We start from the raw sequence: 23885 nt of genomic DNA, 5'->3' as shown, positions 1-23885 counted from the left end.
GATGCAGAATCTGAAATTTGCCTTTTCATCTATCATGGCTCATAAGATGCGTTCTTTGCTTACCATGATTGGGATTATTATAGGTGTTTCATCAGTTGTTGTGATTATGGCTCTAGGTGACTCCCTATCTCGTCAACTCAACAAAGATATGACCAAATCTCAGAAGAATATTAGTGTCTTTTTCTCTTCTAAAAAAAGTAAAGATGGGTCTTTTACTCAGAAACAATCAGCTTTTACGGTTTCTGGAAAAGAAGAGGAAGTTCATGTTGAACCACCAAAACCGCAAGAATCTTGGGTCAAGGAGGCAGCCAAACTCAAGGGAGTGGATAATTACTATGTAACCAACTCAACGAACGCCATCTTGACTTATAAAGATAAAAAGGTTGAAAATGCCAATTTGACAGGCGGGAATAGAACCTATATGGAGGCTGTTAACAATGAAATTCTTGCAGGTCGTAGTCTGAGAGAGCAAGATTTCAAAGAGTTTGCAAGTGTCATTTTACTTGATGAAGAATTGTCCATTAGTTTATTTGGCTCTCCTCAAGAGGCTATTAACAAGGTTGTAGAAGTCAATGGATTTAGTTACCGGGTTATTGGGGTTTATACTAGTCCAGAGGCTAAACGTTCAAAAATATATGGTTTTGGTGGCTTGCCCATTACCACAAATACTTCCCTTGCTGCGAATTTTAATGTAGATGAAATAGCTAATATTGTCTTTCGAGTGAATGACACCAGTTTAACTCCAACTCTGGGTCCAGAACTGGCACGAAAAATGACAGAGCTTGCTGGCTTGCAACAGGGAGAATATCAAGTATCAGATGAGTCAGCTGCATTTGCAGAAGTTCAACAAACGTTTAGTTTTATGACGACGATTATTAGTGCCATTGCAGGTATTTCTCTCTTTGTTGGAGGAACTGGTGTTATGAATATCATGCTGGTTTCGGTGACAGAGCGTACCCGTGAAATTGGTCTCCGTAAGGCTTTGGGTGCAACTCGTGCTAATATTTTAATCCAGTTTTTGATTGAATCCATGATTTTGACCTTGTTAGGTGGATTAATTGGCTTGACAATTGCAAGTGGTTTAACTGCCTTAGCAGGTTTGTTACTGCAAGGTTTGATTGCGGGTATAGAAGTGGGAGTATCGATCCCAGTTGCCCTATTTAGTCTTGCAGTTTCAGCTAGCGTGGGTATAGTTTTTGGGGTCTTGCCAGCCAACAAGGCATCGAAACTTGACCCAATCGAAGCCCTTCGTTATGAATAAAATAAACAAGATGGACACTCGTCTATCTTGTTTTTGTATAGATTTCCATATCGAAAATCCTTAAAAATGTGATATAATGAAGTGTTAGAAAAACAGGTTTCATTTGCCTGGAAAGGAAAAATTATGTCTGAAAAGAATTTTTATATTACAACGCCGATTTACTATCCATCTGGTAAGCTTCATATCGGTTCTGCCTACACAACCATTGCTTGTGATGTCCTAGCACGTTATAAACGCCTGATGGGCTACGATGTCTTTTATTTGACAGGTCTTGATGAACATGGTCAAAAGATTCAACAAAAAGCAGAAGAAGCTGGCATTACACCACAAGCCTATGTTGATGGAATGGCAGTTGGAGTTAAAGAACTCTGGCAATTACTAGATATCTCATACGATAAATTTATCCGTACAACGGATGACTACCATGAAAAAGTTGTCGCACAGGTCTTTGAGCGCTTGCTTGCTCAAGATGACATCTATTTGGGTGAATACTCTGGCTGGTATTCAGTATCAGATGAAGAATTCTTTACAGAAAGCCAGCTTGCGGAAGTATTCCGTGATGAAGCTGGAAATGTAACTGGTGGTATTGCTCCATCAGGTCACGAGGTTGAATGGGTATCTGAAGAATCATACTTCCTTCGCCTCAGCAAATACCAAGATCGTTTGGTCGAATTTTTCAAGTCCCATCCTGAATTTATCACTCCAGATGGTCGTCTGAATGAAATGCTTCGCAACTTCATCGAGCCAGGTTTAGAGGATTTGGCAGTTTCTCGTACAACCTTTACATGGGGTGTGCCAGTCCCATCAAATCCTAAGCACGTTGTCTATGTTTGGATTGATGCCCTTCTTAACTATGCGACAGCTCTTGGCTACGGTCAAGACGAACATAGTAACTTTGACAAGTTCTGGAATGGAACAGTCTTCCACATGGTAGGAAAAGACATCCTTCGTTTCCACTCCATCTACTGGCCAATCCTTCTTATGATGTTGGATGTTAAATTACCTGATCGTTTGATTGCCCATGGTTGGTTTGTCATGAAAGATGGTAAAATGTCTAAATCTAAAGGGAATGTCGTTTACCCTGAAATGTTGGTAGAGCGTTATGGACTAGATCCACTTCGTTACTACCTCATGCGCAGTCTTCCAGTTGGTTCAGATGGAACTTTCACTCCTGAAGACTATGTCGGCCGTATCAACTATGAATTGGCTAATGACCTTGGCAACCTCCTCAACCGTACGGTTTCCATGATTAACAAGTATTTTGATGGACAAATTCCAGCCTATGTAGAGGGTGTAACAGAGTTTGACAATGCTCTTGCTCAAGTAGCAGAGCAATCAATCGCTGACTACCATACACACATGGAAGCAGTTGACTACCCACGTGCGCTTGAAGCAGTCTGGACTCTTATCTCTCGTACTAATAAATACATCGACGAGACAGCTCCATGGATCTTGGCTAAGGATGAAGCTCTTCGTGACCAATTGGCAAGTGTTATGAGCCACTTGGCAGCCAGCCTTCGTGTCGTCGCTCACTTGATTGAACCATTTATGATGGAAACTAGTCGTGCGGTTATGACTCAACTTGGCTTAGCAGAAGTTTCTAGTCTTGAAAACTTGAGTTTGGCTGCTTTCCCTGAGGGTGTAACAGTAGTTGCCAAAGGAACACCAATCTTCCCACGCCTGGATATGGAAGAAGAAATCGCCTATATCAAGGAACAAATGGAAGGAAACAAGCCAGCTGTCGAAAAAGAATGGAACCCAGATGAAGTTGAACTCAAACTCAACAAGGATGAAATCAAGTTTGAAGACTTTGACAAGGTCGAAATCCGTGTCGCAGAAGTCAAAGAAGTGTCTAAAGTAGAAGGTTCAGATAAGTTGCTTCAATTCCGCTTGGATGCTGGTGATGGAGAAGATCGTCAAATCCTCTCAGGAATTGCAAAATACTATCCAAATGAACAAGAATTGGTCGGCAAGAAAGTTCAAATCGTTGCCAATCTCAAACCACGTAAAATGATGAAGAAATATGTCAGCCAAGGTATGATCCTATCAGCTGAACATGATGGACAATTAACCCTTCTCACAGTTGATCCAGCTGTACCAAACGGAAGTGTGATTGGGTAAAAATAGACAGGACTAGTTCATGCTAGTTCTGTTTTTTTATTTACACTCAATAAAAATCAAAGAGCAAACTAGGAAACTAGCCACAGGTTGCTCAAAGCACTGCTTTGAGGTTGTAGATGAAACTGACGAAGTCAGCTCAAAACATGGTTTTGAGGTTGTGGATAGAACTGACGAAGTCAGTAACCATACATACGGTAAGGCGACGCTGACGTGGTTTGAAGAGATTTTCGAAGAGTATTAACTATTATGCTTTACAAACTAGTATAGAAGTAGTATACTATAGGTGGAGCTACTAGTAGGTATTACAAAATAGATTAGAAGGGAGAAGTGATGAAGGAAACTCAACTATTAAAAGGTGTTCTTGAAGGTTGTGTCTTGGATATGATTGGTCAAAAAGAGCGATATGGTTATGAGTTGGTTCAAACTTTGCGAGAGGCTGGATTTGACACCATTGTTCCGGGAACTATTTATCCTTTGTTGCAAAAGTTAGAAAAAAATCAATGGATAAGAGGCGACATGCGTCCGTCGCCAGATGGTCCAGATCGGAAGTATTTTTCGTTAACTAAAGAAGGAGAAGAGCGTGTCTCGGTCTTTTGGCAACAATGGGACGATTTGAGTCAAAAAGTAGAAGGAATTAAGAATGGGGGTTAAACCATGAAGAAAATGAAGTATTACGAAGAAACAAGCGCTTTGCTGCATGAGTTTTCTGAGGAGAATCAGCAGTATTTTGAGGAACTGTGGGATAGTTTTAATCTTGCTGGATTTCTCTATGATGAGGACTATCTCAGAGAGCAGATTTATTTGATGATGTTAGATTTCTCAGAAGCAGAACGAGATGGCATGAGTGCAGAGGATTATCTAGGTAAGGATCCTAAAAAATTAATGAAAGAGATGCTCAAGGAAGCGCCACGTAGTTCTATCAAGGAGTCCCTTTTGACGCCAATTCTTGTCCTAGCGGTATTACGTTATTATCAACTACTAAGTGATTTTTCTAAAGGTCCTCTCTTAACAGTCAATTTGCTCACATTTTTAGGGCAACTTCTTCTTTTTCTGATTGGTTTTGGACTTGTGGCCACAATCTTACGTTGGGGGCTAGTCCAAGATTATCCTAAGATGAAAATTGGCACTTATGTTGTCGTTGGGACTATAGTTCTGCTAGTTGTTCTAGGATATGTAGGAATAGGAAGTTTCATACAAGAAGGAGCCTTTTATCTTCCTGCTCCCTGGTATAGTTTCCTTGTCTTTACGCTTTCTCTAGTCATCAGTATTTGGAATTGGAAAGAAGCGGTCTTTCGTCCCTTTGTCAGTATGATTGTTGCCCATCTTATTGTAGGCTCTCTGCTCCGTTATTATGCGTGGATGGGCATTTCAAATGTTTTCCTCACAAAGATTATTCCTTTAGCAGTTCTCTTTATTGGAATCTTTGTCTTGTTCCGTGGGTTTAAGAAGATAAAATGGAGTGAAATATAGTCAAAAAGCCGTTACAAAGCGGTTTTTTGTTATAATGAAGAGAAGAATGTTAGAAATTTAAGGAGAAAAATTTGATGAGATACATAACTCTTGGTCAAGATGATAAAGAATTATCAGAAATTGTTCTCGGAATGATGAGAATAGAAGATAAGTCTGTAAAAGAAGTTGAAGAGCTTGTAGAAACAGCACTTTCTGTTGGAATCAATGCTTTCGACTTGGCTGATATATATGGTCGTGGTCGTTGTGAAGAACTGTTAGGTCTTGTCCTAAAAAATCGTCCAGATTTAAGAGAAGAGATGTGGATTCAGTCAAAATGTGGCATTCGCATTGAAGAATTTACCTATTTTGATTTTTCTAAGGACTATATTATAAAATCAGTAGACGGTATTTTGCAAAGATTGAAGATTGATCATCTAGATAGCTTGCTTCTTCATCGACCAGATGCTTTGATGGAATCTGACCAAGTAGCAGAAGCCTTTGATCTCCTTTATAAACAAGGTAAGGTTCGAAATTTTGGAGTTTCTAATCAAAATCCTATGATGATGAAGTTGCTTAAAAAAGATGTCAAGCAGCCGCTAACTGTTAATCAGCTACAATTGAGTGCGGCTTTTACTCCAGGATTCGAATCAGGTTTTCATGTTAATATGGAAGATAGTCAAGCAGCTATGCGAGATGGCAGCATTTTTGAATATTGCAAATTACACGATGTGGTCATTCAAGCATGGTCTGTCTTACAATTCGGGTATTTTAGAGGGAATTTTGTTGGCAATGAGAAATTTCAAGCTTTAAATCAAGTACTTGAGCGTTTAGCTATTAAATATGGAGTAACTTCTTCAACTATTGCTATTTCTTGGATATTACGCTACCCAGCCAAAATGCAGGCAGTCGTAGGTACAACAAATCCTAAGCATTTGATAGAAGCTAGCCAAGCGACAAACTTTAATTTAACAAGAAAAGAATGGTATGAAATTTATCTTGCAGCAGGGAATAATTTGCCATAAGTAGAAGCAGATGTAAATAAATCACGGTCAAAAAGCCGTTGTAAAGCGGTTTTTTTGTTATAATTAAATGAAGAATGTAGAATCAAAGGAGAAAAATATGACATTTGAAGAAATGCTGCCTGGGTTAAAGGCTAAGAAAAAATATGTACGAACTGGTTGGGGAGGCGCTGAAAACTATGTCCAACTCTTTGATACTATTGAACAAAACGGGATTGCACTTGAAGTGACGCCCTATTTCCTAATCAACGTGTCTGGAGAAGGAGAAGGTTTTTCCATGTGGAGTCCGACACCTTGTGATGTTTTGGCGACGGATTGGGTAGAAGTGCATGACTAAATGTGTACTCATTACAGGCGTTAGTTCAGGAATTGGTCTGGCTCAAGCTAGCCTCTTTTTAGAGAAGGGCTATCAAGTTTATGGAGTTGACCAAGGTGAATATCCACTCTTACAGGGTGATTTCCACTTTTTACAGAGAGATTTGACCTTGGGCTTGGAGCCTATTTTTGACTGGTGTCCACAGGTGGATATTTTGTGCAATACTGCTGGAGTTTTGGATGATTATAAACCACTGTTGGAACAGACAGCGCAGGAAATTCAAGAAATTTTTGAAATTAACTACGTGACTCCAGTAGAGTTGACTCGATTTTATTTGACACAAATGTTGGAAAATAAAAAGGGAATCATCATCAATATGTGCTCCATCGCTTCTAGCCTAGCAGGTGGCGGTGGACACGCCTATACTTCTTCGAAGCACGCCTTGGCAGGCTTTACCAAGCAGTTGGCTCTAGACTATGCAGAAGCTGGGATTCAGGTATTTGGGCTTGCTCCAGGAGCAGTCAAGACAGCTATGACCGCTGCAGATTTTGAGCCAGGTGGATTGGCTGACTGGGTGGCTAGTGAAACACCCATCAAACGTTGGATAGAACCAGAGGAAGTGGCAGAAGTCAGTCTCTTTTTGGCCAGTGGAAAGGCATCTGCCATGCAGGGACAAATTTTGACAATAGATGGTGGCTGGTCTTTGAAGTAGGAGGATCTGATGGAAATCAAAAGACACTTTGGAGTCTACGCTGTTTGCTTTGAAAATAGGAAGTTACTCTGCATTGAAAAAACGAGAGGCCCTTATCAACATCGGTATGATCTACCTGGAGGCAGTCAGCAACTTGGTGAAGGACTGACGGAAACGCTGACTAGAGAAGTTATGGAAGAGACGGGATTTACTGTTAGAAGCTACTCTAATCCTCGAATCTACGATGTTTTCGTCAGGGAAGAGTTAAAAAATTTTATGGTTCACCATATCATGGCCTTGTATGATGTTGAAATGAATGAGAGTGCACCTCAAGTTACGATTTCGGAAGCTGTATCTGATGGTGCGAATGATTCACTGGGATATGTTTGGATGGATATTCAAGAGATTACAGAAGAAATGCATCGCTATTAGTCTTGAAGGTCAAAGCAGAGTTATTAGGATTTCCAGAACTGGGCAATACTTCTTACATGAATTGGAAGGTGAATGATGAAAAATCAACTTGCTCTTAGTGGCGAAAAACTTGATGAAAAAGTTTACCCACAACTATTTCATCATGTTGGCATGATTCGTGGGGAATATTTATTGAGAGAGCTCAATCAAAACATCCTGTTATCAAGTTGTCAGCAATTTGTAAAAGATTATCTAGACACTATTTGTTCCTTGTACTCGGATGAAGAGGTCTGGTATCGTTTTTCAGAATTAACGAATACAGAAGCCAATTGTTTAGAGGGAACTAAAGAGTATTTTGATGAACGTCATCCTTTGTTTGGTTATAGAGGAACTAGACGTTTACTAGCGTGTTCGGATGAATTTCAGGCTGAGGCAAATGTCGTTACAGAAGTTTATCAAACCAATCCCAATCTGTCTGTTATTTTTCCTTTTGTCAATGATGCCGATCAATTAAAGCAAGCTATTAGAGTATTACATCAGCATGGTTTTACTGGGAAAGTCGGAACGATGATTGAATTACCGTCAGCGTATTTTGACTTGGATAGGATACTGGAAACGGGCATTTCAAAGATTGTAGTTGGAATGAATGATTTGACTTCTTTTGTTTTTGCGACCGTGAGAAACAGTCAATGGCATGATATGGAAAGTCCAATAATGTTAGATATGCTAAGAGATATGCAGGATAAAGTAAGGATGAAAAAGATTGATTTTGCTGTAGCAGGCTATCTGAATACTTCTTTCATACAAAAAATAAATCAGATGGATATCGAATGCATTCTCCATTACAGCTCTATTCCGGAGATTTTTGATTTAGAAATTGACCATCCAGACCACCTCAAACGTGTAAAAGAAGAAAGTAAAAAATTACAAAGGAGAAACCCATGACACCGCAAGAAATGTGGAATAAATACAAACAAATCAATCCTTCTATCGGAGATGAAATCGATGCTTGGGCTTTTGGAGTGGAAGCCGATCTCTTGGCAGATTTGGTTTTAAAAGGAGAAAAGACAGCAACAGCTTCAGCCTACGACCTCTACGCACTAGAAGATGAACCCCTTCCGCAAGAAGGGACCTTCGATGTCATTTTAAATAGCCAAGATCAAGCTGTCTGTATTGTCGAAATTACAAAGGTTTCTGTTGAACCCTTCAATCAAGTTTCTGCTGATCATGCCTTTAAAGAAGGGGAAGGTGACAAATCTTTAGCCTATTGGCGTCAGGTTCATGAGGATTGTTTCGCCGAGTGGCTGAGGGAGGCAGGACAGACTTTTACACCTGACAGCAAGGTTGTTTTAGAAGAATTTCGCAAGGTCTACCCCCTGTAGACTGTTAGACGGAAGAAAGTTTTAGAAATCGCTGTCCAATCCTTTTTTCTTAGACAAAACATGATATAATAAGTTTGTTTGAAGAAGAGCTCTAGCTCTTAAACTTAGAATAGGAGAAAACTATGCAAGCAGTTGAACATTTTATTAAGCAATTTGTTCCTGAACACTATGATTTATTTTTAGACTTGAGTCGTGAGACCAAGACGTTTTCAGGGAAGGTGACCATCACTGGTCAAGCACAGAGTGACCGTATTTCCCTCCACCAAAAAGACCTGGAAATCGCTTCTGTAGAAGTTGCAGGTCAAGCTCGTCCATTTACAGTTGACCATGACAATGAAGCCCTTCATATCGAATTGGCTGAGGCTGGTCAAGTTGAAGTGGTTCTTACCTTTTCTGGTAAAATCACAGACAACATGACAGGGATTTACCCTTCTTATTACACAGTTGATGGAGTCAAGAAGGAAGTCTTGTCTACTCAGTTCGAGAGCCATTTTGCGCGCGAAGCCTTTCCATGTGTGGATGAGCCAGAAGCCAAAGCAACTTTTGACCTCTCTCTACGTTTTGACCAAGCAGAAGATGAATTGGCCTTGTCTAACATGCCAGAAATCGATGTTGAAAACCGTAAGGAAACAGGTATCTGGAAGTTTGAGACAACACCTCGCATGTCTTCTTACTTGTTAGCCTTTGTTGCGGGTGATTTGCAAGGTGTGACGGCTAAAACTAAAAACGGTACCCTGGTAGGTGTCTACTCAACCAAAGCACATCCACTTTCAAATCTTGATTTCTCACTGGATATCGCTGTTCGCTCTATCGAGTTTTACGAAGATTACTATGGAGTTAAGTACCCAATTCCTCAATCTCTCCATATCGCCCTTCCTGATTTCTCAGCTGGTGCTATGGAAAACTGGGGTCTGGTGACCTACCGTGAAGTTTACTTGGTTGTGGATGAGAACTCTACATTTGCTAGCCGTCAACAAGTTGCCCTTGTTGTTGCCCATGAATTGGCTCACCAATGGTTTGGTAACCTCGTAACTATGAAATGGTGGGATGACCTTTGGCTCAATGAAAGCTTTGCTAACATGATGGAGTACGTCTGTGTGGATGCTATTGAACCAAGCTGGAATATCTTTGAAGATTTCCAAACAGGTGGAGTACCTCTTGCTCTTGAACGTGACGCTACTGATGGCGTTCAGTCTGTCCACGTCGAAGTTAAACATCCAGATGAAATCAATACGCTCTTTGACGGAGCTATCGTCTATGCCAAAGGAAGTCGCCTCATGCACATGCTTCGCCGTTGGCTAGGTGATGCCGATTTTGCCAAAGGTTTACATGCCTACTTTGAAAAACATCAGTACAGCAATACAATTGGTCGTGACCTTTGGGATGCCCTTGGTCAAGCGTCAGGACGTGATGTCGCAGCCTTTATGGATTCTTGGTTAGAACAGCCTGGTTACCCAGTTCTTACTGTCAAAGTTGAAAATGATGTCTTGAAGATTTCACAAAAACAATTCTTCATCGGTGAGAACGAAGACAAGAACCGTCTCTGGGTTGTGCCACTCAATAGCAACTGGAAAGGCTTGCCAGATACACTTGAAACTGAAAGCATCGAAATTCCAGGCTACGCAGCTCTTCTTGCTGAAAATGACGGAGCTCTTCGTTTCAATACTGAAAATACAGCCCACTACATTACCGACTATCAAGGAGACTTGTTGGATGCAGTTCTTGCTGACCTAGTTAATCTTGATAACACAAGTAAACTTCAAATCGTTCAAGAACGTCGTTTGCTTGCTGAAGCAGGGCACATTTCTTATGCTGACTTGCTCCCAGTCCTTGATAAACTTGCTAAGGAAGAATCTTACCTTGTCGTTTCAGCCATTTCTCAAGTAATTTCTGCCCTCGAGCGCTTTATCGATGAAGGAACAGAAGCTGAAATAGCCTTCAAAGCCTTGGTTGCTAAATTGGCTCGTCACAACTATGACCGTCTTGGTTTTGAAGCTAAAGACGGAGAATCAGATGAGGATGAATTGGTTCGTCAGTTAGCCATTTCTATGATGATTCGCTCAAATGATGCAGAAGCTAGCCAAGTCGCTAGCCAAATCTTCGCGGCTCACAAGGAGAATCTTGCAGGACTCCCAGCAGCAATTCGCTCACAAGTTCTGATCAATGAGATGAAACATCATGAGACTAAAGACTTGTTAGCACTTTATCTTGATACTTATACTCACGCAACAGATGCTGTCTTTAAACGTCAGTTGGCAGCAGCTCTTGCCTATAGTAAAGATGCGGACAATATCCAAACCTTGATTGCTTCTTGGAAGGACAAATTTGTGGTCAAACCGCAGGACTTGTCTGCTTGGTATTACCAATTCTTAGGTCATCAAGCAACTCAGGAAACAGCTTGGTCTTGGGCGCGTGAAAACTGGGCTTGGATTAAGGCAGCCCTTGGTGGAGATATGAGCTTTGATAGCTTTGTTATCCTTCCTGCACACGTATTTAAGACTCAGCAACGCTTGGCAGAGTACAAGGAATTCTTTGAGCCACAACTTTCTGACCTTGCTCTTAGCCGTAACATCGGTATGGGAATCAAGGAAATTGCAGCGCGTGTTGACTTGATTAACCGTGAAAAAGCTGCAGTGGAAGCAGTCGTTCTTCAATACGGAAATGCATAAACAAGCCTAAAATAAAAAGAAAACTCAGCTATCTCATGTAAAATGCAGAGAGTTGAGTTTTTTTTAAGGCAAATTTGGTATAATGGTTTTAATAAGGAGGAGTTTCTCATGATAAAAATCTTATTAGTTGAGGATGACCTAGGCCTGTCAAATTCAGTATTTGACTTTTTAGACGATTTTGCGGATGTCATGCAGGTATTTGATGGAGAAGAAGGTCTCTATGAAGCTGAAAGTGGCGTCTATGATTTGATTTTGCTCGATTTGATGTTACCTGAAAAAAATGGCTTCCAAGTCTTGAAAGAATTGCGTGAAAAGGGGATTACGACTCCAGTTCTGATTATGACTGCCAAGGAAAGTTTGGATGACAAGGGACATGGATTTGAACTGGGAGCAGATGATTATCTGACTAAACCTTTCTACCTAGAAGAACTCAAAATGCGGATTCAAGCCCTTCTCAAACGTTCAGGTAAGTTTAATGAAAATACCTTGACTTATGGAAATATTGTGGTTAATTTGTCAACCAATACCGTTAAAGTCGAAGATACTCCTGTCGAATTGCTGGGGAAAGAGTTTGATTTATTAGTTTATTTCCTTCAAAATCAAAATGTTATTTTGCCTAAGACTCAGATTTTTGATCGTCTATGGGGATTTGATAGTGATACAACGATTTCGGTTGTCGAAGTTTATGTTTCAAAAGTCCGTAAGAAATTAAAAGGAACCACTTTTGCAGAGAATTTGCAAACCTTGCGCAGTGTTGGGTATATTTTAAAAGATGTTCAGTAAACTAAAAAAAACATGGTGTGCGGATGACTTTAGTTATTTTATCCGCAACTTTGGTGTCTTCACTCTGATTTTCTCTACCATGACTCTGATTATTTTACAAGTCATGCATTCGAGTCTTTATACTTCGGTGGATGATAAGCTCCACGGACTGAGTGAAAATCCTCAAGCAGTTATTCAGCTGGCAGTAAATAGGGCAACAGAAGAGATTAAAGATTTAGAAAATGCCGCTACAGATACTAGCAAGACTGAGATAAAACCCAATGTCAGTTCCAATACGGAAGTCATTCTCTTTGATAAGAACTTTACTCAACTTCTTTCTGGAAATCGATTTTTGGGCTTGGATAAGATTAAGTTAGAAAAGAAAGAACTAGGCCATATCTATCAGATTCAGGTTTTTAATAGCTATGGGCAGGAAGAAATCTATCGTATGATTTTGATGGAAACCAATATTAGTTCGGTTTCAACCAATATCAAGTATGCTGCTGTCTTGATAAATACCAGTCAGTTAGAGCAGGCCAGTCAAAAGCATGAGAAATTGATTGTGATTGTGATGGCAAGTTTCTGGATTTTGTCTTTGCTTGCCAGTCTCTATCTAGCTAGGGTTAGTGTTAGGCCCCTGCTTGAGAGCATGCAGAAGCAACAGTCCTTTGTGGAAAATGCCAGTCATGAGTTACGAACTCCACTCGCAGTTTTGCAAAATCGCTTAGAGACCCTTTTTCGTAAGCCAGAAGCTACCATTATGGATGTGAGTGAAAGCATTGCATCGAGCTTGGAAGAAGTCCGAAATATGCGTTTTTTGACGACAAACTTGCTGAACTTAGCTCGTAGAGATGATGGGATTAAGCCAGAACTTGCAGAAGTTCCAACTAGCTTTTTTAATACGACTTTCACAAACTATGAGATGATTGCTTCGGAAAATGATCGTGTCTTCCGTTTTGAAAATCGGATCCATCGCACGATTGTCACAGATCAGCTTCTCTTGAAGCAGTTGATGACTATCCTATTTGATAATGCTGTCAAGTATACTGAAGAGGATGGTGAAATTGATTTTCTTATCTCGGCGACCGATCGCAATCTGTATTTACTTGTTTCTGATAATGGAGTCGGTATTTCGACAGAAGATAAGAAGAAAATTTTTGACCGCTTTTATCGAGTTGATAAGGCTAGAACCCGACAAAAAGGTGGTTTTGGTTTAGGATTATCTCTGGCCAAGCAAATTGTAGACGCCTTAAAAGGAACCATTACTGTTAAAGATAATAAACCCAAGGGAACAATCTTTGAAGTGAAGATTGCCATCCACACACCATCTAAAAAGAAAAAATAAACATATCGCTCCGGATGGGGCGATATGTTTATTTTTTAAGTTTTCGTTTGATAACAGAGCGTTGGACTTTTAAAACAAGTAAGCTGGATACTATTGCTGCAGGTAAGGCGAGCACAGTTGTTAATTTTAATGATAAAAAGATAAAACTAAAGATGGCAATGCAGATACAAAAAACAGCGATATTGACAAAAAATAAAATTTCTTTGAGATTGCTATCAGTTTGTGCTTCAGGTGTATAAGCTTGATAATGAGGAAGTTGCTGGTTTAATTCTTCTTGATAGTCTACCTCATAGGATTGTAATTTTCTTACGGGCATGATTCTCTCCTTAACAGTACATACCTATTTTATCATTTTTTCAGCAGAGAATTATTACAGAAAGGTTACAAAAAGAATAAAGTCCCTTTTCATTTTCAAAGCATAGCTGATTTTTGAGAAATGTGGTATAATTTTTCTTATGGAAAAGATTATCATTACAGCAACTGCTGAAAGTATTGAACAAGTTAAACAACTGCTCGAAGCTGGCGTAGACCGTATCTATGTCGGTGAGAAAGATTTTGGCCTTCGTCTGCCAACAACCTTTAGTCATGACCAATTGCGTGAAATCGCTAAGCTGGTTCATGATGCTGATAAGGAATTGATTGTTGCAGTCAATGCCCTCATGCACCAAGATATGATGGACCGTATCAAACCTTTCTTAGACTTTTTGGAAGAAATCAAGACAGACTACATTACGATTGGGGATGCAGGTGTCTTTTACGTAGTCAACCGCGATGGTTATTCATTTAAGACCATTTATGATGCTTCAACTATGGTGACAAGCAGTCGTCAGATCAACTTCTGGGGACAAAAGGCTGGCGCATCTGAGGCTGTTTTGGCGCGTGAAATTCCATCAGCTGAACTTTTCAAAATGCCAGAGATTTTGGAAATTCCTGCTGAAGTTTTGGTTTACGGTGCTAGTGTCATCCATCATTCTAAACGTCCGCTCTTGCAAAACTACTATAACTTTACGCATATTGATGATGAAAAGACTCGCAAGCGTGACCTCTTCTTGGCTGAGCCAAGTGACCCAGAGAGCCACTATTCTATTTTTGAAGACAATCATGGTACCCACATCTTTGCCAACAATGACCTTGATTTGATGACCAAATTAACAGAATTGGTGGAGCATGGCTTTACTCACTGGAAATTAGAAGGTCTCTATACACCTGGTCAGAACTTTGTTGAGATTGCAAAACTCTTTATCCAAGCGCGTAGCTTGATCCAAGAGGGCAACTTTAGTCATGACCAAGCCTTCTTGCTGGATGAAGAAGTGCGCAAGTTACATCCTAAAAACCGTTTCCTTGATACAGGATTTTATGATTACGATCCTGACATGGTTAAATAAAGTAAATGATTCGTTGAGAGAAGGAAGATGCAAATATTTCTTCTCTCAATTTTTCTTATTCTCCAATATTTTCAAAAAAATAAGTAGGCTAGGATGCTCTGTTTGCTGGGATTTTTAAGGCAAGTAACCTTCTTGAGTTTGAAAATTATCCTATGTTTGCAGGTGCCAAATGGCCCTTTTTTTGGTATAATTTTTTATAATGAAAACGATTGGTAATCGCTATGTTGTGGTGGATTTAGAGGCAACTAGCACAGGTAGTAAGGCTAAAATTATCCAAGTGGGAATTGTTGTGATTGAGGACGGAAAAATCGTCGATCACTATACGACGGATGTCAATCCACATGAACCCTTAGATGCTCATATCAAAGAACTGACAGGATTGACAGACCAACGTCTGGCGCAAGCACCTGATTTTTCGCAAGTTGCTAGAAAAATCTTTGACTTGGTGGAGGATGGGATTTTTGTAGCCCATAATGTTCAGTTTGATGCTAATCTCTTGGCGGAGAATTTATTTTTTGAAGGCTATGAACTAAGAAATCTTCGTGTGGACACGGTCGAATTGGCTCAAGTCTTTTTCCCAGAACTGGAAAAATATAGTTTGCCGATTTTGTGTCAGGAATTAGGAATTCCTCTTAAGCACGCTCACACAGCCCTTTCAGATGCCCAAGCTACTGCTGAATTACTCTTATTTCTACGGGAAAAGATGGCCCAACTTCCTAAAGGTCTCTTGGAACGCTTGCTGGAAATGGCTGATGCTCTCTTATATGAGTCCTATCTGGTTATTGAAGAAATTTATCGAAGTCAATCTATCCTGAGTTCACCAAACTTGGTCCAAGTTCAAGGACTGTATTTCAAGAAAACTACAGCTCCCCTGGAGCTACGAAAACTATCTCAAGATTTTTCTAAAAATATTTCTTTGTTGAACCTTGAAGTGAGGGAGGAACAAGAAAGTTTTGCTAAAGAGGTTGGCTTGCTATTGAAAGATGAGCCTGTCTCTCTGATTCAAGCGCCGACTGGGATTGGGAAAACTTATGGCTATCTCTTACCCGCTTTGTCCCAAGTGGAAAATCGTCAGATTGTCCTTAGTGTTCCGACAAAGATTCTTCAAAATCAAATCATGGAAGAAGAAGGTAAACGTCTCAAGGAAGTATTTCATACAGATATTCATTCTTTAAAGGGACCACACAATTATCTGAAGTTGGATACCTTTTATCGTTCCTTGCAGGAAAATGATGAAAATCGCTTATTTAGACGTTTTAAAATGCAACTCTTGGTCTGGTTGACAGAGACAGAAACAGGAGATTTGGATGAAATTGGGCAACTCTACCGTTACCAACATTTTCTGACAGATCTTTGTCATGATGGGAATTTATCATCTCATAGCTTATTTGTGACGGAAGATTTTTGGAAACGTAGTCAAGAAAGGGCACAAACCTGCAAGCTTTTAGTGACCAATCATGCCTATCTTGTAACTAGACTGGAAGATAATCCTGAATTTGTCAGTGACCGTTTATTGATTATTGATGAAGTTCAAAAGATTTTGTTAGCTCTAGAAAATCTGCTTCAAGAGACCTACGATATCCAGTCTATTATCAATTTGCTTGATAAGGCTCTACTGGAGGAGCAAAATAAGGTCCAACAACGAATACTAGAAAGTATTCGCTTTGAGTGCTTCTACTTGATAGAACAATTTCAGTCTGGAAAATCTAGGAAAAATATCTTAGATTCTCTGGTCAATCTCCATCAGTATTTTTCAGAATTAGAGGTAGAAGGCTTTGAGGAGCTGGTTCGCTATTTTACAGCTGACCGAGATTACTGGCTTGAAGCAACTGAAACGAGTCAAAAGAAAATTCAGATTTCTTCTACGAAATCAGGCCGTATTCTTCTATCTTCCTTAGTGCCTGATTCATGTCAAGTCTTGGGAGTGTCGGCCACTCTTGAGATTAGTCAAAGAGTTTCTTTGGCAGACCTGTTAGGCTATCCCGAAGCTAAATTTGTTAAGATTGAAGCTTGTAAAAAACAGGATCAAGAAGTGGTCTTGGTCAAAGATTTTCCTCTAGTAACAGAAACTTCCTTAGAAGTTTATGCCCAAGAGGTAGCTGATTTACTGATGGGAGTTCAAGCTTTCCAGCAACCGATTTTGGTTCTCTTTACCGCTAAAGACATGCTTCTAGCAGTATCGGATTTACTTCCAGTTAGCCACTTGGCCCAGTATAAAAATGGGGATGTTCATCAGCTAAAGAAACGCTTTGAAAAAGGTGAACAACAAATCCTGCTTGGCGCAGCAAGTTTCTGGGAAGGAGTTGATTTTTCAAGTCATCCTTTTGTAATTCAAGTTGTACCAAGACTTCCTTTCCAAAATCCTCAAGAGCCCTTGACGAAAAAGATCAATCAGGAACTAATTCAAGAAGGGAAAAATGCCTTTTATGATTATCAATTGCCAATGGCTATTATTCGTTTAAAACAGGCTTTGGGAAGAAGTATGAGACGTGAACACCAACGTTCTTTAACTCTTATTTTGGATAGGAGAATTGTCGGAAAACGATACGGCAAGCAAATAGTGACTTCTCTAGCAAAAGAAGCGACTGTTAAAACCGTCTCTCGATCCGAAGTTGATGAAGCTGTTGATAAATTTTTAAATGAACTTTGATAAATAGTATTGTATGAAAGTATAAGGTTAGTGTATATGAAACGTTCTCTCGACTCTAGAGTCGATTATAGTTTGCTATTGCCAGTATTTTTTCTACTGGTCATCGGTGTGGTGGCTATCTATATAGCCGTTAGTCATGATTATCCAAATAATATTCTGCCCATTTTAGGGCAGCAGGTCGCCTGGATCGCCTTGGGGCTTGTGATTGGTTTTATCGTCATGCTCTTTAATACAGAATTTCTTTGGAAAGTGACCCCCTTTCTGTATATTTTAGGCTTGGGACTTATGGTCTTGCCGATTGTCTTTTATAATCCAAGCCTAGTTGCATCAACGGGTGCCAAAAACTGGGTATCAATAAATGGAATTACCCTATTCCAACCGTCAGAATTTATGAAGATATCCTATATTCTCATGTTGGCCCGTGTGATTGTCCAATTTACAAAAAAACATAAGGAATGGAGACGCACAGTTCCACTGGACTTTTTGTTGATTTTCTGGATGATTCTCTTTACTATTCCAGTACTAGTTCTTTTAGCACTTCAAAGTGACTTGGGGACAGCTTTGGTTTTTGTAGCCATTTTCTCAGGAATCGTTTTATTATCAGGGGTTTCTTGGAAAATTATTATCCCAGTATTTGTGACTGCTGTAACAGGAGTTGCTGGTTTCTTAGCCATCTTTATTAGCAAGGACGGAAGGGCTTTTCTTCACCAGATTGGAATGCCGACCTACCAAATCAATCGGATTTTGGCTTGGCTCAATCCCTTTGAGTTTGCCCAAACAACGACTTACCAGCAGGCTCAAGGGCAGATTGCCATTGGGAGCGGTGGTTTATTTGGTCAAGGTTTTAATGCTTCGAATCTGCTTATCCCAGTTCGAGAGTCGGATATGATTTTCACGGTCATTGCAGAAGATTTTGGCTTTATTGGCTCTGTCCTTGTTATCGCCCTTTATCTCATGCTCATTTATCGTATGTTGAAGATTACTCTCAAATCAAATAACCAGTTCTACACCTATATTTCCACAGGTTTGATTATGATGTTGCTCTTCCACATCTTTGAGAATATCGGTGCTGTAACGGGCTTGCTTCCTTTGACCGGGATTCCACTGCCTTTCATTTCGCAAGGAGGATCGGCTATTATCAGTAATTTGATTGGTGTTGGCTTGCTTTTATCGATGAGTTACCAGACTAATCTAGCTGAAGAAAAGAGCGGAAAAGTCCCATTCAAACGGAAAAAGGTTGTATTAAAACAAATTAAATAAGGAGAAAATCATGGTTAAAGTAGCAGTTATGTTAGCTCAGGGCTTTGAAGAAATTGAAGCTTTGACAGTTGTAGATATCTTGCGTCGTGCCAATATTACTTGTGATATGGTTGGTTTTGAAAAGCAAGTGATGGGGTCGCATGCAATCCAAGTAAGTGCAGATCGTGTTTTTGATGGTGATTTATCAGACTATGACATGATTGTCCTTCCTGGCGGCATGCCTGGTTCTGTACATTTGCGAGACAATCAGGCCTTGATTCAAGAGTTGCAAAGCTTCGAACGAGAAGGGAAGAAACTGGCAGCTATTTGTGCTGCGCCAATTGCCCTCAATCAAGCAGGGATATTGAAAAACAAGCAGTACACTTGTTATGACGGCGTTCAAGAGCAAATCCTTGATGGTCAATATGTAAAGGAAACAGTAGTGGTAGATGGTCATTTGACAACCAGTCGAGGCCCTTCGACAGCTCTTGCCTTTGCCTACGAGTTGGTGGAGCAACTAGGAGGGGACGCAGAGAGTTTACGAACAGGAATGCTCTATCGAGATGTCTTTGGTAAAAATCAGTAAAACGGGAGTTATTCTCTCGTTTTTTATGTGGAAAAATCAGGGAAATCATCGCTTTTTTCATAAAAAAATGCTATAATGAAGGGTATGAAATATCACGATTATATCTGGGATTTAGGTGGAACTTTACTGGATAATTATGAAACTTCAACAGCTGCATTTGTTGAAACATTGGCATTGTATGGTATCACACAAGACCATGACAGTGTCTATCAGGCTTTAAAGGTTTCTACTCCTTTTGCGATTGAGATATTCGCTCCCAATTTAGAGAATTTTTTAGAAAAATACAAGGAAAATGAAGCCAGAGAGCTTGAACACCCGATTTTGTTTGAAGGAGTTTCTGACCTATTGGAAGACATTTCAAAACAAGGTGGACGTCATTTTTTGGTCTCTCATCGAAATAATCAGGTCTTAGAAATTTTAGAAAAAACTTCTATAACAACCTATTTTACGGAAGTAGTGACTTCTAGCTCAGGCTTTAAGAGAAAGCCAAACCCTGAGTCCATGATTTATTTAAGAGAAAAGTATCAGATTAGCTCAGGTCTTGTCATTGGTGATCGACCGATTGATATCGAAGCAGGTCAAGCAGCAGGATTGGATACCCACTTGTTTACCAGTATCGTGAATTTAAGACAAGTATTAGACATATAAGAAAAAGGAATAAGATGACAGAAGAAATCAAAAATCTGCAGGCACAGGATTATGATGCCAGTCAAATTCAAGTTTTAGAGGGCTTAGAGGCTGTTCGTATGCGTCCAGGGATGTATATCGGGTCAACCTCAAAAGAAGGTCTTCACCATCTAGTCTGGGAAATTGTTGATAACTCAATCGATGAGGCCTTGGCAGGATTTGCCAGCCATATTCAAGTTTTTATTGAGCCAGATGATTCGATTACTGTTGTCGATGATGGGCGTGGGATCCCAGTCGATATTCAGGAAAAAACAGGTCGACCTGCCGTTGAGACTGTCTTTACTGTCCTTCACGCTGGAGGAAAGTTTGGCGGTGGCGGCTACAAGGTCTCAGGTGGTCTTCACGGAGTGGGGTCTTCAGTAGTTAATGCTCTTTCCACTCAGTTAGATGTTCATGTCCACAAAAACGGTAAGATTCATTACCAAGAATACCGTCGTGGTCATGTTGTTGCAGACCTTGAGGTGGTTGGAGATACGGATAAAACGGGAACAACGGTTCACTTCACACCAGACCCAGAAATCTTTACGGAAACAACAACCTTTGATTTTGATAAATTAAACAAACGCATCCAAGAGTTGGCCTTTCTAAATCGCGGTCTTCAAATCTCCATCACAGATAAGCGCCAAGGTTTGGAACAAACCAAGAATTACCATTATGAAGGTGGGATTGCTAGTTACGTTGAATATATCAACGAGAACAAGGATGTGATCTTTGATACACCAATCTATACAGACGGTGAGATGGATGATATCACAGTTGAGGTAGCCATGCAGTATACAACGGGTTACCATGAAAATGTCATGAGTTTCGCCAATAATATTCATACACATGAAGGTGGAACGCATGAACAAGGTTTCCGTACAGCCTTGACACGTGTTATCAACGATTATGCTCGTAAGAATAAGTTACTAAAAGACAATGAAGACAATTTAACTGGGGAAGATGTCCGCGAAGGATTAACTGCAGTTATCTCGGTTAAACACCCAAATCCACAGTTTGAAGGACAAACTAAGACCAAACTGGGGAATAGCGAAGTGGTCAAGATTACCAATCGTCTCTTCAGTGATGCCTTCTCCGATTTCCTCATGGAAAATCCACAGATTGCCAAACGTATCGTGGAAAAAGGGATTTTGGCTGCTAAGGCTCGTGTGGCTGCCAAGCGTGCGCGTGAAGTCACCCGTAAAAAATCTGGTTTGGAAATTTCCAACCTTCCAGGGAAACTAGCAGACTGTTCTTCAAACAATCCTGCTGAAACAGAACTCTTCATCGTCGAAGGAGACTCAGCTGGTGGATCAGCCAAATCTGGTCGTAACCGTGAGTTTCAGGCTATCCTTCCGATTCGCGGTAAGATTTTGAACGTTGAAAAAGCTAGCATGGATAAGATTCTTGCTAACGAAGAAATTCGTAGTCTTTTCACAGCCATGGGAACAGGATTTGGCGCAGAATTTGATGTTTCGAAAGCCCGTTACCAAAAACTCGTTTTGATGACCGATGCCGATGTCGATGGAGCCCACATTCGTACCCTTCTTTTGACCTTGATTTATCGTTATATGAAACCAATCCTAGAAGCTGGTTATGTTTATATCGCTCAACCACCAATCTATGGTGTCAAGGTTGGAAGCGAGATTAAAGAATACATCCAGCCAGGTGCAGATCAAGAAATCAAACTCCAAGAAGCTTTAGCCCGCCATAGTGAAGGACGTGCCAAACCAACCATTCAGCGTTATAAAGGTCTGGGTGAAATGGACGACCATCAGTTATGGGAAACAACCATGGATCCCGAACATCGCTTGATGGCTAGAGTTTCTGTAGATGATGCTGCAGAAGCAGATAAAATCTTTGATATGTTGATGGGGGATCGAGTAGAGCCTCGTCGTGAGTTTATCGAGGAAAATGCCGTTTATAGTACACTTGATGTCTAAAAAATAGGGAGAAGTAGTTCCCTTGGTCTAAAAAATATGATATAATCATTACGATTGTTTCAAGTAAAAAAGGAGTTTGATATGTCTAATGGACAACTAATTTATTTAATGGTTGCAATTGCAGTCATTTTAGTTCTGGCTTATGTAGTGGCAATCTTTCTACGTAAGCGAAACGAGGGAAGATTAGAGGCGCTAGAAGAAAGAAAAGAAGAACTATACAATCTTCCAGTAAATGATGAAGTAGAAGCTGTAAAAAATATGCACTTGATTGGACAAAGTCAAGTGGCTTTCCGTGAATGGAATCAAAAATGGGTCGATTTATCTCTCAACTCTTTTGCCGATATTGAAAATAATCTCTTTGAAGCAGAAGGCTATAACCATTCATTTCGTTTTCTCAAGGCCAGTCATCAAATTGACCAAATTGAGAGTCAAATTACTTTGATTGAAGAAGATATTGCTGAAATTCGCAATGCTTTGGCAGACTTAGAGAAGCAAGAATCTAAAAATAGTGGACGTGTTCTTCATACCTTGGACTTGTTTGAAGAGTTGCAACACCGAGTTGCAGATCATTCTGAAGAATATGGCCAAGGTTTATCTGAAATTGAAAAACAATTGGAAAATATCCAATCAGAGTTTTCTCAGTTTGTAACTTTAAATTCGTCTGGAGATCCAGTAGAAGCAGCTGTGATTTTGGATAATGCTGAAAATCATATTTTGGCTTTAACGCATATTGTTGATCGTATACCAGCAATTGTAGCGACATTATCTAAAGACCTACCTGATCAACTGGAAGATTTAGAAGATGGTTATCGTAAGCTCTTAGATGCTAATTATCATTTTGTTGAAACGGATATTGAAGCGCGTTTCCACTTGCTTTATGAAGCATTCAAGAAAAACCAAGAGAATATTCGTCAGTTGGAATTGGATAATGCCGAATATGAGAATGGACAGGCACAAGAGGAAATCAATGCCTTGTATGATATTTTTACTCGAGAAATTGCTGCTCAGAAAGTAGTGGAAAATCTACTTGCAACTCTTCCAACTTACCTTCAACATATGAAAGAGAATAATACTTTATTGGGAGAAGATATTGCACGTTTGAGCAAGACCTATTTACTTCCTGAGACAGCTGCAAGCCATGTTCGTCGTATTCAGACAGAATTAGAGAGTTTTGAGGCAGCTATTGTTGAGGTAACTTCAAATCAAGAAGAACCAACCCAAGCTTATTCAGTTCTTGAAGAAAATCTTGAGGATTTACAAACTCAACTAAAAGATATTGAAGATGAGCAAATTTCAGTTAGTGAGCGCCTGACGCAAATTGAGAAAGATGATATCAATGCACGTCAAAAGGCCAATGTTTATGTCAATCGTCTCCATACTATCAAGCGATACATGGAAAAACGCAATCTGCCAGGTATTCCACAAACTTTCTTGAAGTTATTCTTTACGGCAAGCAATAATACCGAGGATTTAATGGTTGAGTTAGAACAAAAAATGATTAACATTGAATCTGTTACCCGAGTTCTTGAAATTGCAACGAATGATATGGAAGCTTTAGAAACGGAAACTTATAATATTGTACAATATGCAACCTTAACAGAGCAACTCTTGCAATATTCTAACCGCTATCGCTCATTTGATGAACGCATTCAAGAAGCATTTAACGAAGCTTTAGATATTTTTGAAAAAGAATTTGATTATCACGCTTCATTTGACAAGATTTCTCAAGCATTAGAAGTGGCAGAGCCTGGTGTAACCAATCGCTTTGTTACCTCATATGAGAAAACACGTGAAACGATTCGTTTTTAATAAAAGAAAAAGATTTGATTGTGTGAGAAACAGAATCAAATCTTTTTCTATAGTAGTATCTTTAGCAAAAGATTTCAAAATGATAAAAACGCATAATAGCAGGTGTAGAAACTCTTGCTACTATGCGTTTTATTATGGAAAGACTTATTGGACTTTCGCTCAAGTCGAGTTTTTACTCAAT

21 protein-coding genes and 1 pseudogene are annotated in these 23885 nt (G+C 39.8%); 21 read left to right on the top strand and 1 reads right to left on the bottom strand.

The window, feature by feature from the left end:
• Nucleotide 1 precedes the first annotated feature (1 nt).
• The 14 genes and pseudogenes from HT679_RS06775 to ciaH all read left to right on the top strand — a co-directional run bounded on the left by HT679_RS06775 (nt 2) and on the right by ciaH (nt 13426).
• The gene (locus tag HT679_RS06775; RefSeq protein ID WP_173213718.1) at nt 2-1261 is read left to right on the top strand and encodes an ABC transporter permease; all 1260 of its coding nucleotides are present in this window, start codon (nt 2-4) and stop codon (nt 1259-1261) included.
• Between the two features lie 123 nt (nt 1262-1384).
• Complete coding sequence (gene metG, locus HT679_RS06770) at nt 1385-3382, top strand: methionine--tRNA ligase (RefSeq protein ID WP_173213716.1); 1998 nt, start codon at nt 1385-1387, stop codon at nt 3380-3382.
• A 19-nt stretch (nt 3383-3401) separates the two neighbouring features.
• On the top strand, nt 3402-3623 hold the full coding sequence (locus HT679_RS11380) for a hypothetical protein (protein ID WP_240149582.1): 222 nt from the start codon (nt 3402-3404) through the stop codon (nt 3621-3623).
• An 89-nt stretch (nt 3624-3712) separates the two neighbouring features.
• Nucleotides 3713-4033 carry a PadR family transcriptional regulator gene (locus HT679_RS06760; RefSeq protein ID WP_000665422.1) on the top strand — a complete coding sequence of 107 codons (321 nt, stop codon included), beginning with the start codon at nt 3713-3715 and terminating at the stop codon, nt 4031-4033.
• A gap of 3 nt (nt 4034-4036) precedes the next feature.
• Nucleotides 4037-4852, top strand: a complete 816-nt coding sequence (locus HT679_RS06755; RefSeq protein ID WP_173213714.1) for a hypothetical protein — start codon at nt 4037-4039, stop codon at nt 4850-4852.
• Nucleotides 4853-4926: 74 nt separating this feature from the next.
• Nucleotides 4927-5853, top strand: a complete 927-nt coding sequence (locus tag HT679_RS06750; RefSeq protein ID WP_173213712.1) for an aldo/keto reductase — start codon at nt 4927-4929, stop codon at nt 5851-5853.
• Nucleotides 5854-5950: 97 nt separating this feature from the next.
• Nucleotides 5951-6187, top strand: coding sequence for a DUF2829 domain-containing protein (locus HT679_RS06745; RefSeq protein WP_000142161.1), 237 nt, complete (start codon nt 5951-5953; stop codon nt 6185-6187).
• A complete protein-coding gene (locus HT679_RS06740; RefSeq protein WP_173213706.1) occupies nt 6180-6878 on the top strand; it encodes a 3-oxoacyl-ACP reductase in 699 nt (232 codons plus the stop codon). Before HT679_RS06745 ends, HT679_RS06740 begins: the two co-directional genes overlap by 8 nt.
• 9 nt (nt 6879-6887) lie before the next feature.
• Nucleotides 6888-7387: pseudogene (locus tag HT679_RS06735) on the top strand (NUDIX hydrolase).
• Nucleotides 7365-8213: a putative PEP-binding protein gene (locus HT679_RS06730; protein ID WP_173213900.1), complete on the top strand. Its 849-nt coding sequence runs from the start codon at nt 7365-7367 to the stop codon at nt 8211-8213. The pseudogene HT679_RS06735 and the gene HT679_RS06730 overlap by 23 nt, the downstream one beginning before the upstream one ends.
• A complete protein-coding gene (locus HT679_RS06725; RefSeq protein WP_173213704.1) occupies nt 8210-8650 on the top strand; it encodes an ASCH domain-containing protein in 441 nt (146 codons plus the stop codon). The genes HT679_RS06730 and HT679_RS06725 overlap by 4 nt, the downstream gene beginning before the upstream one ends.
• A gap of 122 nt (nt 8651-8772) precedes the next feature.
• Entirely contained in the window at nt 8773-11319 is a 2547-nt protein-coding gene (locus tag HT679_RS06720) for a M1 family metallopeptidase (protein ID WP_173213701.1), read from the top strand.
• A gap of 108 nt (nt 11320-11427) precedes the next feature.
• On the top strand, nt 11428-12102 hold the full coding sequence (ciaR, locus tag HT679_RS06715; protein WP_000590639.1) for a two-component system response regulator CiaR: 675 nt from the start codon (nt 11428-11430) through the stop codon (nt 12100-12102).
• The gene (gene ciaH, locus HT679_RS06710) at nt 12092-13426 is read left to right on the top strand and encodes a two-component system sensor histidine kinase CiaH (RefSeq protein ID WP_173213699.1); all 1335 of its coding nucleotides are present in this window, start codon (nt 12092-12094) and stop codon (nt 13424-13426) included. The genes ciaR and ciaH overlap by 11 nt, the downstream gene beginning before the upstream one ends.
• 28 nt (nt 13427-13454) lie before the next feature.
• Here ciaH and HT679_RS06705 read toward each other — a convergent pair whose 3' ends face one another.
• Nucleotides 13455-13742: a DUF3270 domain-containing protein gene (locus HT679_RS06705; RefSeq protein ID WP_050390168.1), complete on the bottom strand. Its 288-nt coding sequence runs from the start codon at nt 13740-13742 to the stop codon at nt 13455-13457.
• 139 nt (nt 13743-13881) lie between these two features.
• Between HT679_RS06705 and HT679_RS06700 the strand changes: the two genes are divergently transcribed.
• From HT679_RS06700 to ezrA, 7 genes are all read left to right on the top strand, one after another.
• Nucleotides 13882-14811: a peptidase U32 family protein gene (locus tag HT679_RS06700; protein WP_101785251.1), complete on the top strand. Its 930-nt coding sequence runs from the start codon at nt 13882-13884 to the stop codon at nt 14809-14811.
• 199 nt (nt 14812-15010) lie between these two features.
• A complete protein-coding gene (locus HT679_RS06695; RefSeq protein ID WP_173213696.1) occupies nt 15011-17461 on the top strand; it encodes a bifunctional DnaQ family exonuclease/ATP-dependent helicase in 2451 nt (816 codons plus the stop codon).
• A 36-nt stretch (nt 17462-17497) separates the two neighbouring features.
• Entirely contained in the window at nt 17498-18721 is a 1224-nt protein-coding gene (locus HT679_RS06690) for an FtsW/RodA/SpoVE family cell cycle protein (RefSeq protein WP_173213694.1), read from the top strand.
• Between the two features lie 10 nt (nt 18722-18731).
• The gene (locus HT679_RS06685; protein ID WP_173213691.1) at nt 18732-19286 is read left to right on the top strand and encodes a DJ-1 family glyoxalase III; all 555 of its coding nucleotides are present in this window, start codon (nt 18732-18734) and stop codon (nt 19284-19286) included.
• Between the two features lie 84 nt (nt 19287-19370).
• Nucleotides 19371-19934 (top strand): HAD family hydrolase, encoded by a 564-nt coding sequence (locus HT679_RS06680; protein ID WP_173213689.1) that lies wholly within the window; start codon nt 19371-19373, stop codon nt 19932-19934.
• A gap of 14 nt (nt 19935-19948) precedes the next feature.
• Entirely contained in the window at nt 19949-21895 is a 1947-nt protein-coding gene (gyrB, locus tag HT679_RS06675; protein ID WP_173213687.1) for a DNA topoisomerase (ATP-hydrolyzing) subunit B, read from the top strand.
• An 81-nt stretch (nt 21896-21976) separates the two neighbouring features.
• On the top strand, nt 21977-23704 hold the full coding sequence (gene ezrA, locus HT679_RS06670) for a septation ring formation regulator EzrA (RefSeq protein WP_173213685.1): 1728 nt from the start codon (nt 21977-21979) through the stop codon (nt 23702-23704).
• Nucleotides 23705-23885 lie beyond the last annotated feature (181 nt).

This window comes from Streptococcus sp. 4886 (assembly GCF_013276485.1).
Classification (GTDB): Bacteria; Bacillota; Bacilli; order Lactobacillales; family Streptococcaceae; genus Streptococcus.
Note: the sequence above shows the minus strand (reverse complement) of the source record. Positions and strands in the feature narration are given on the sequence as shown.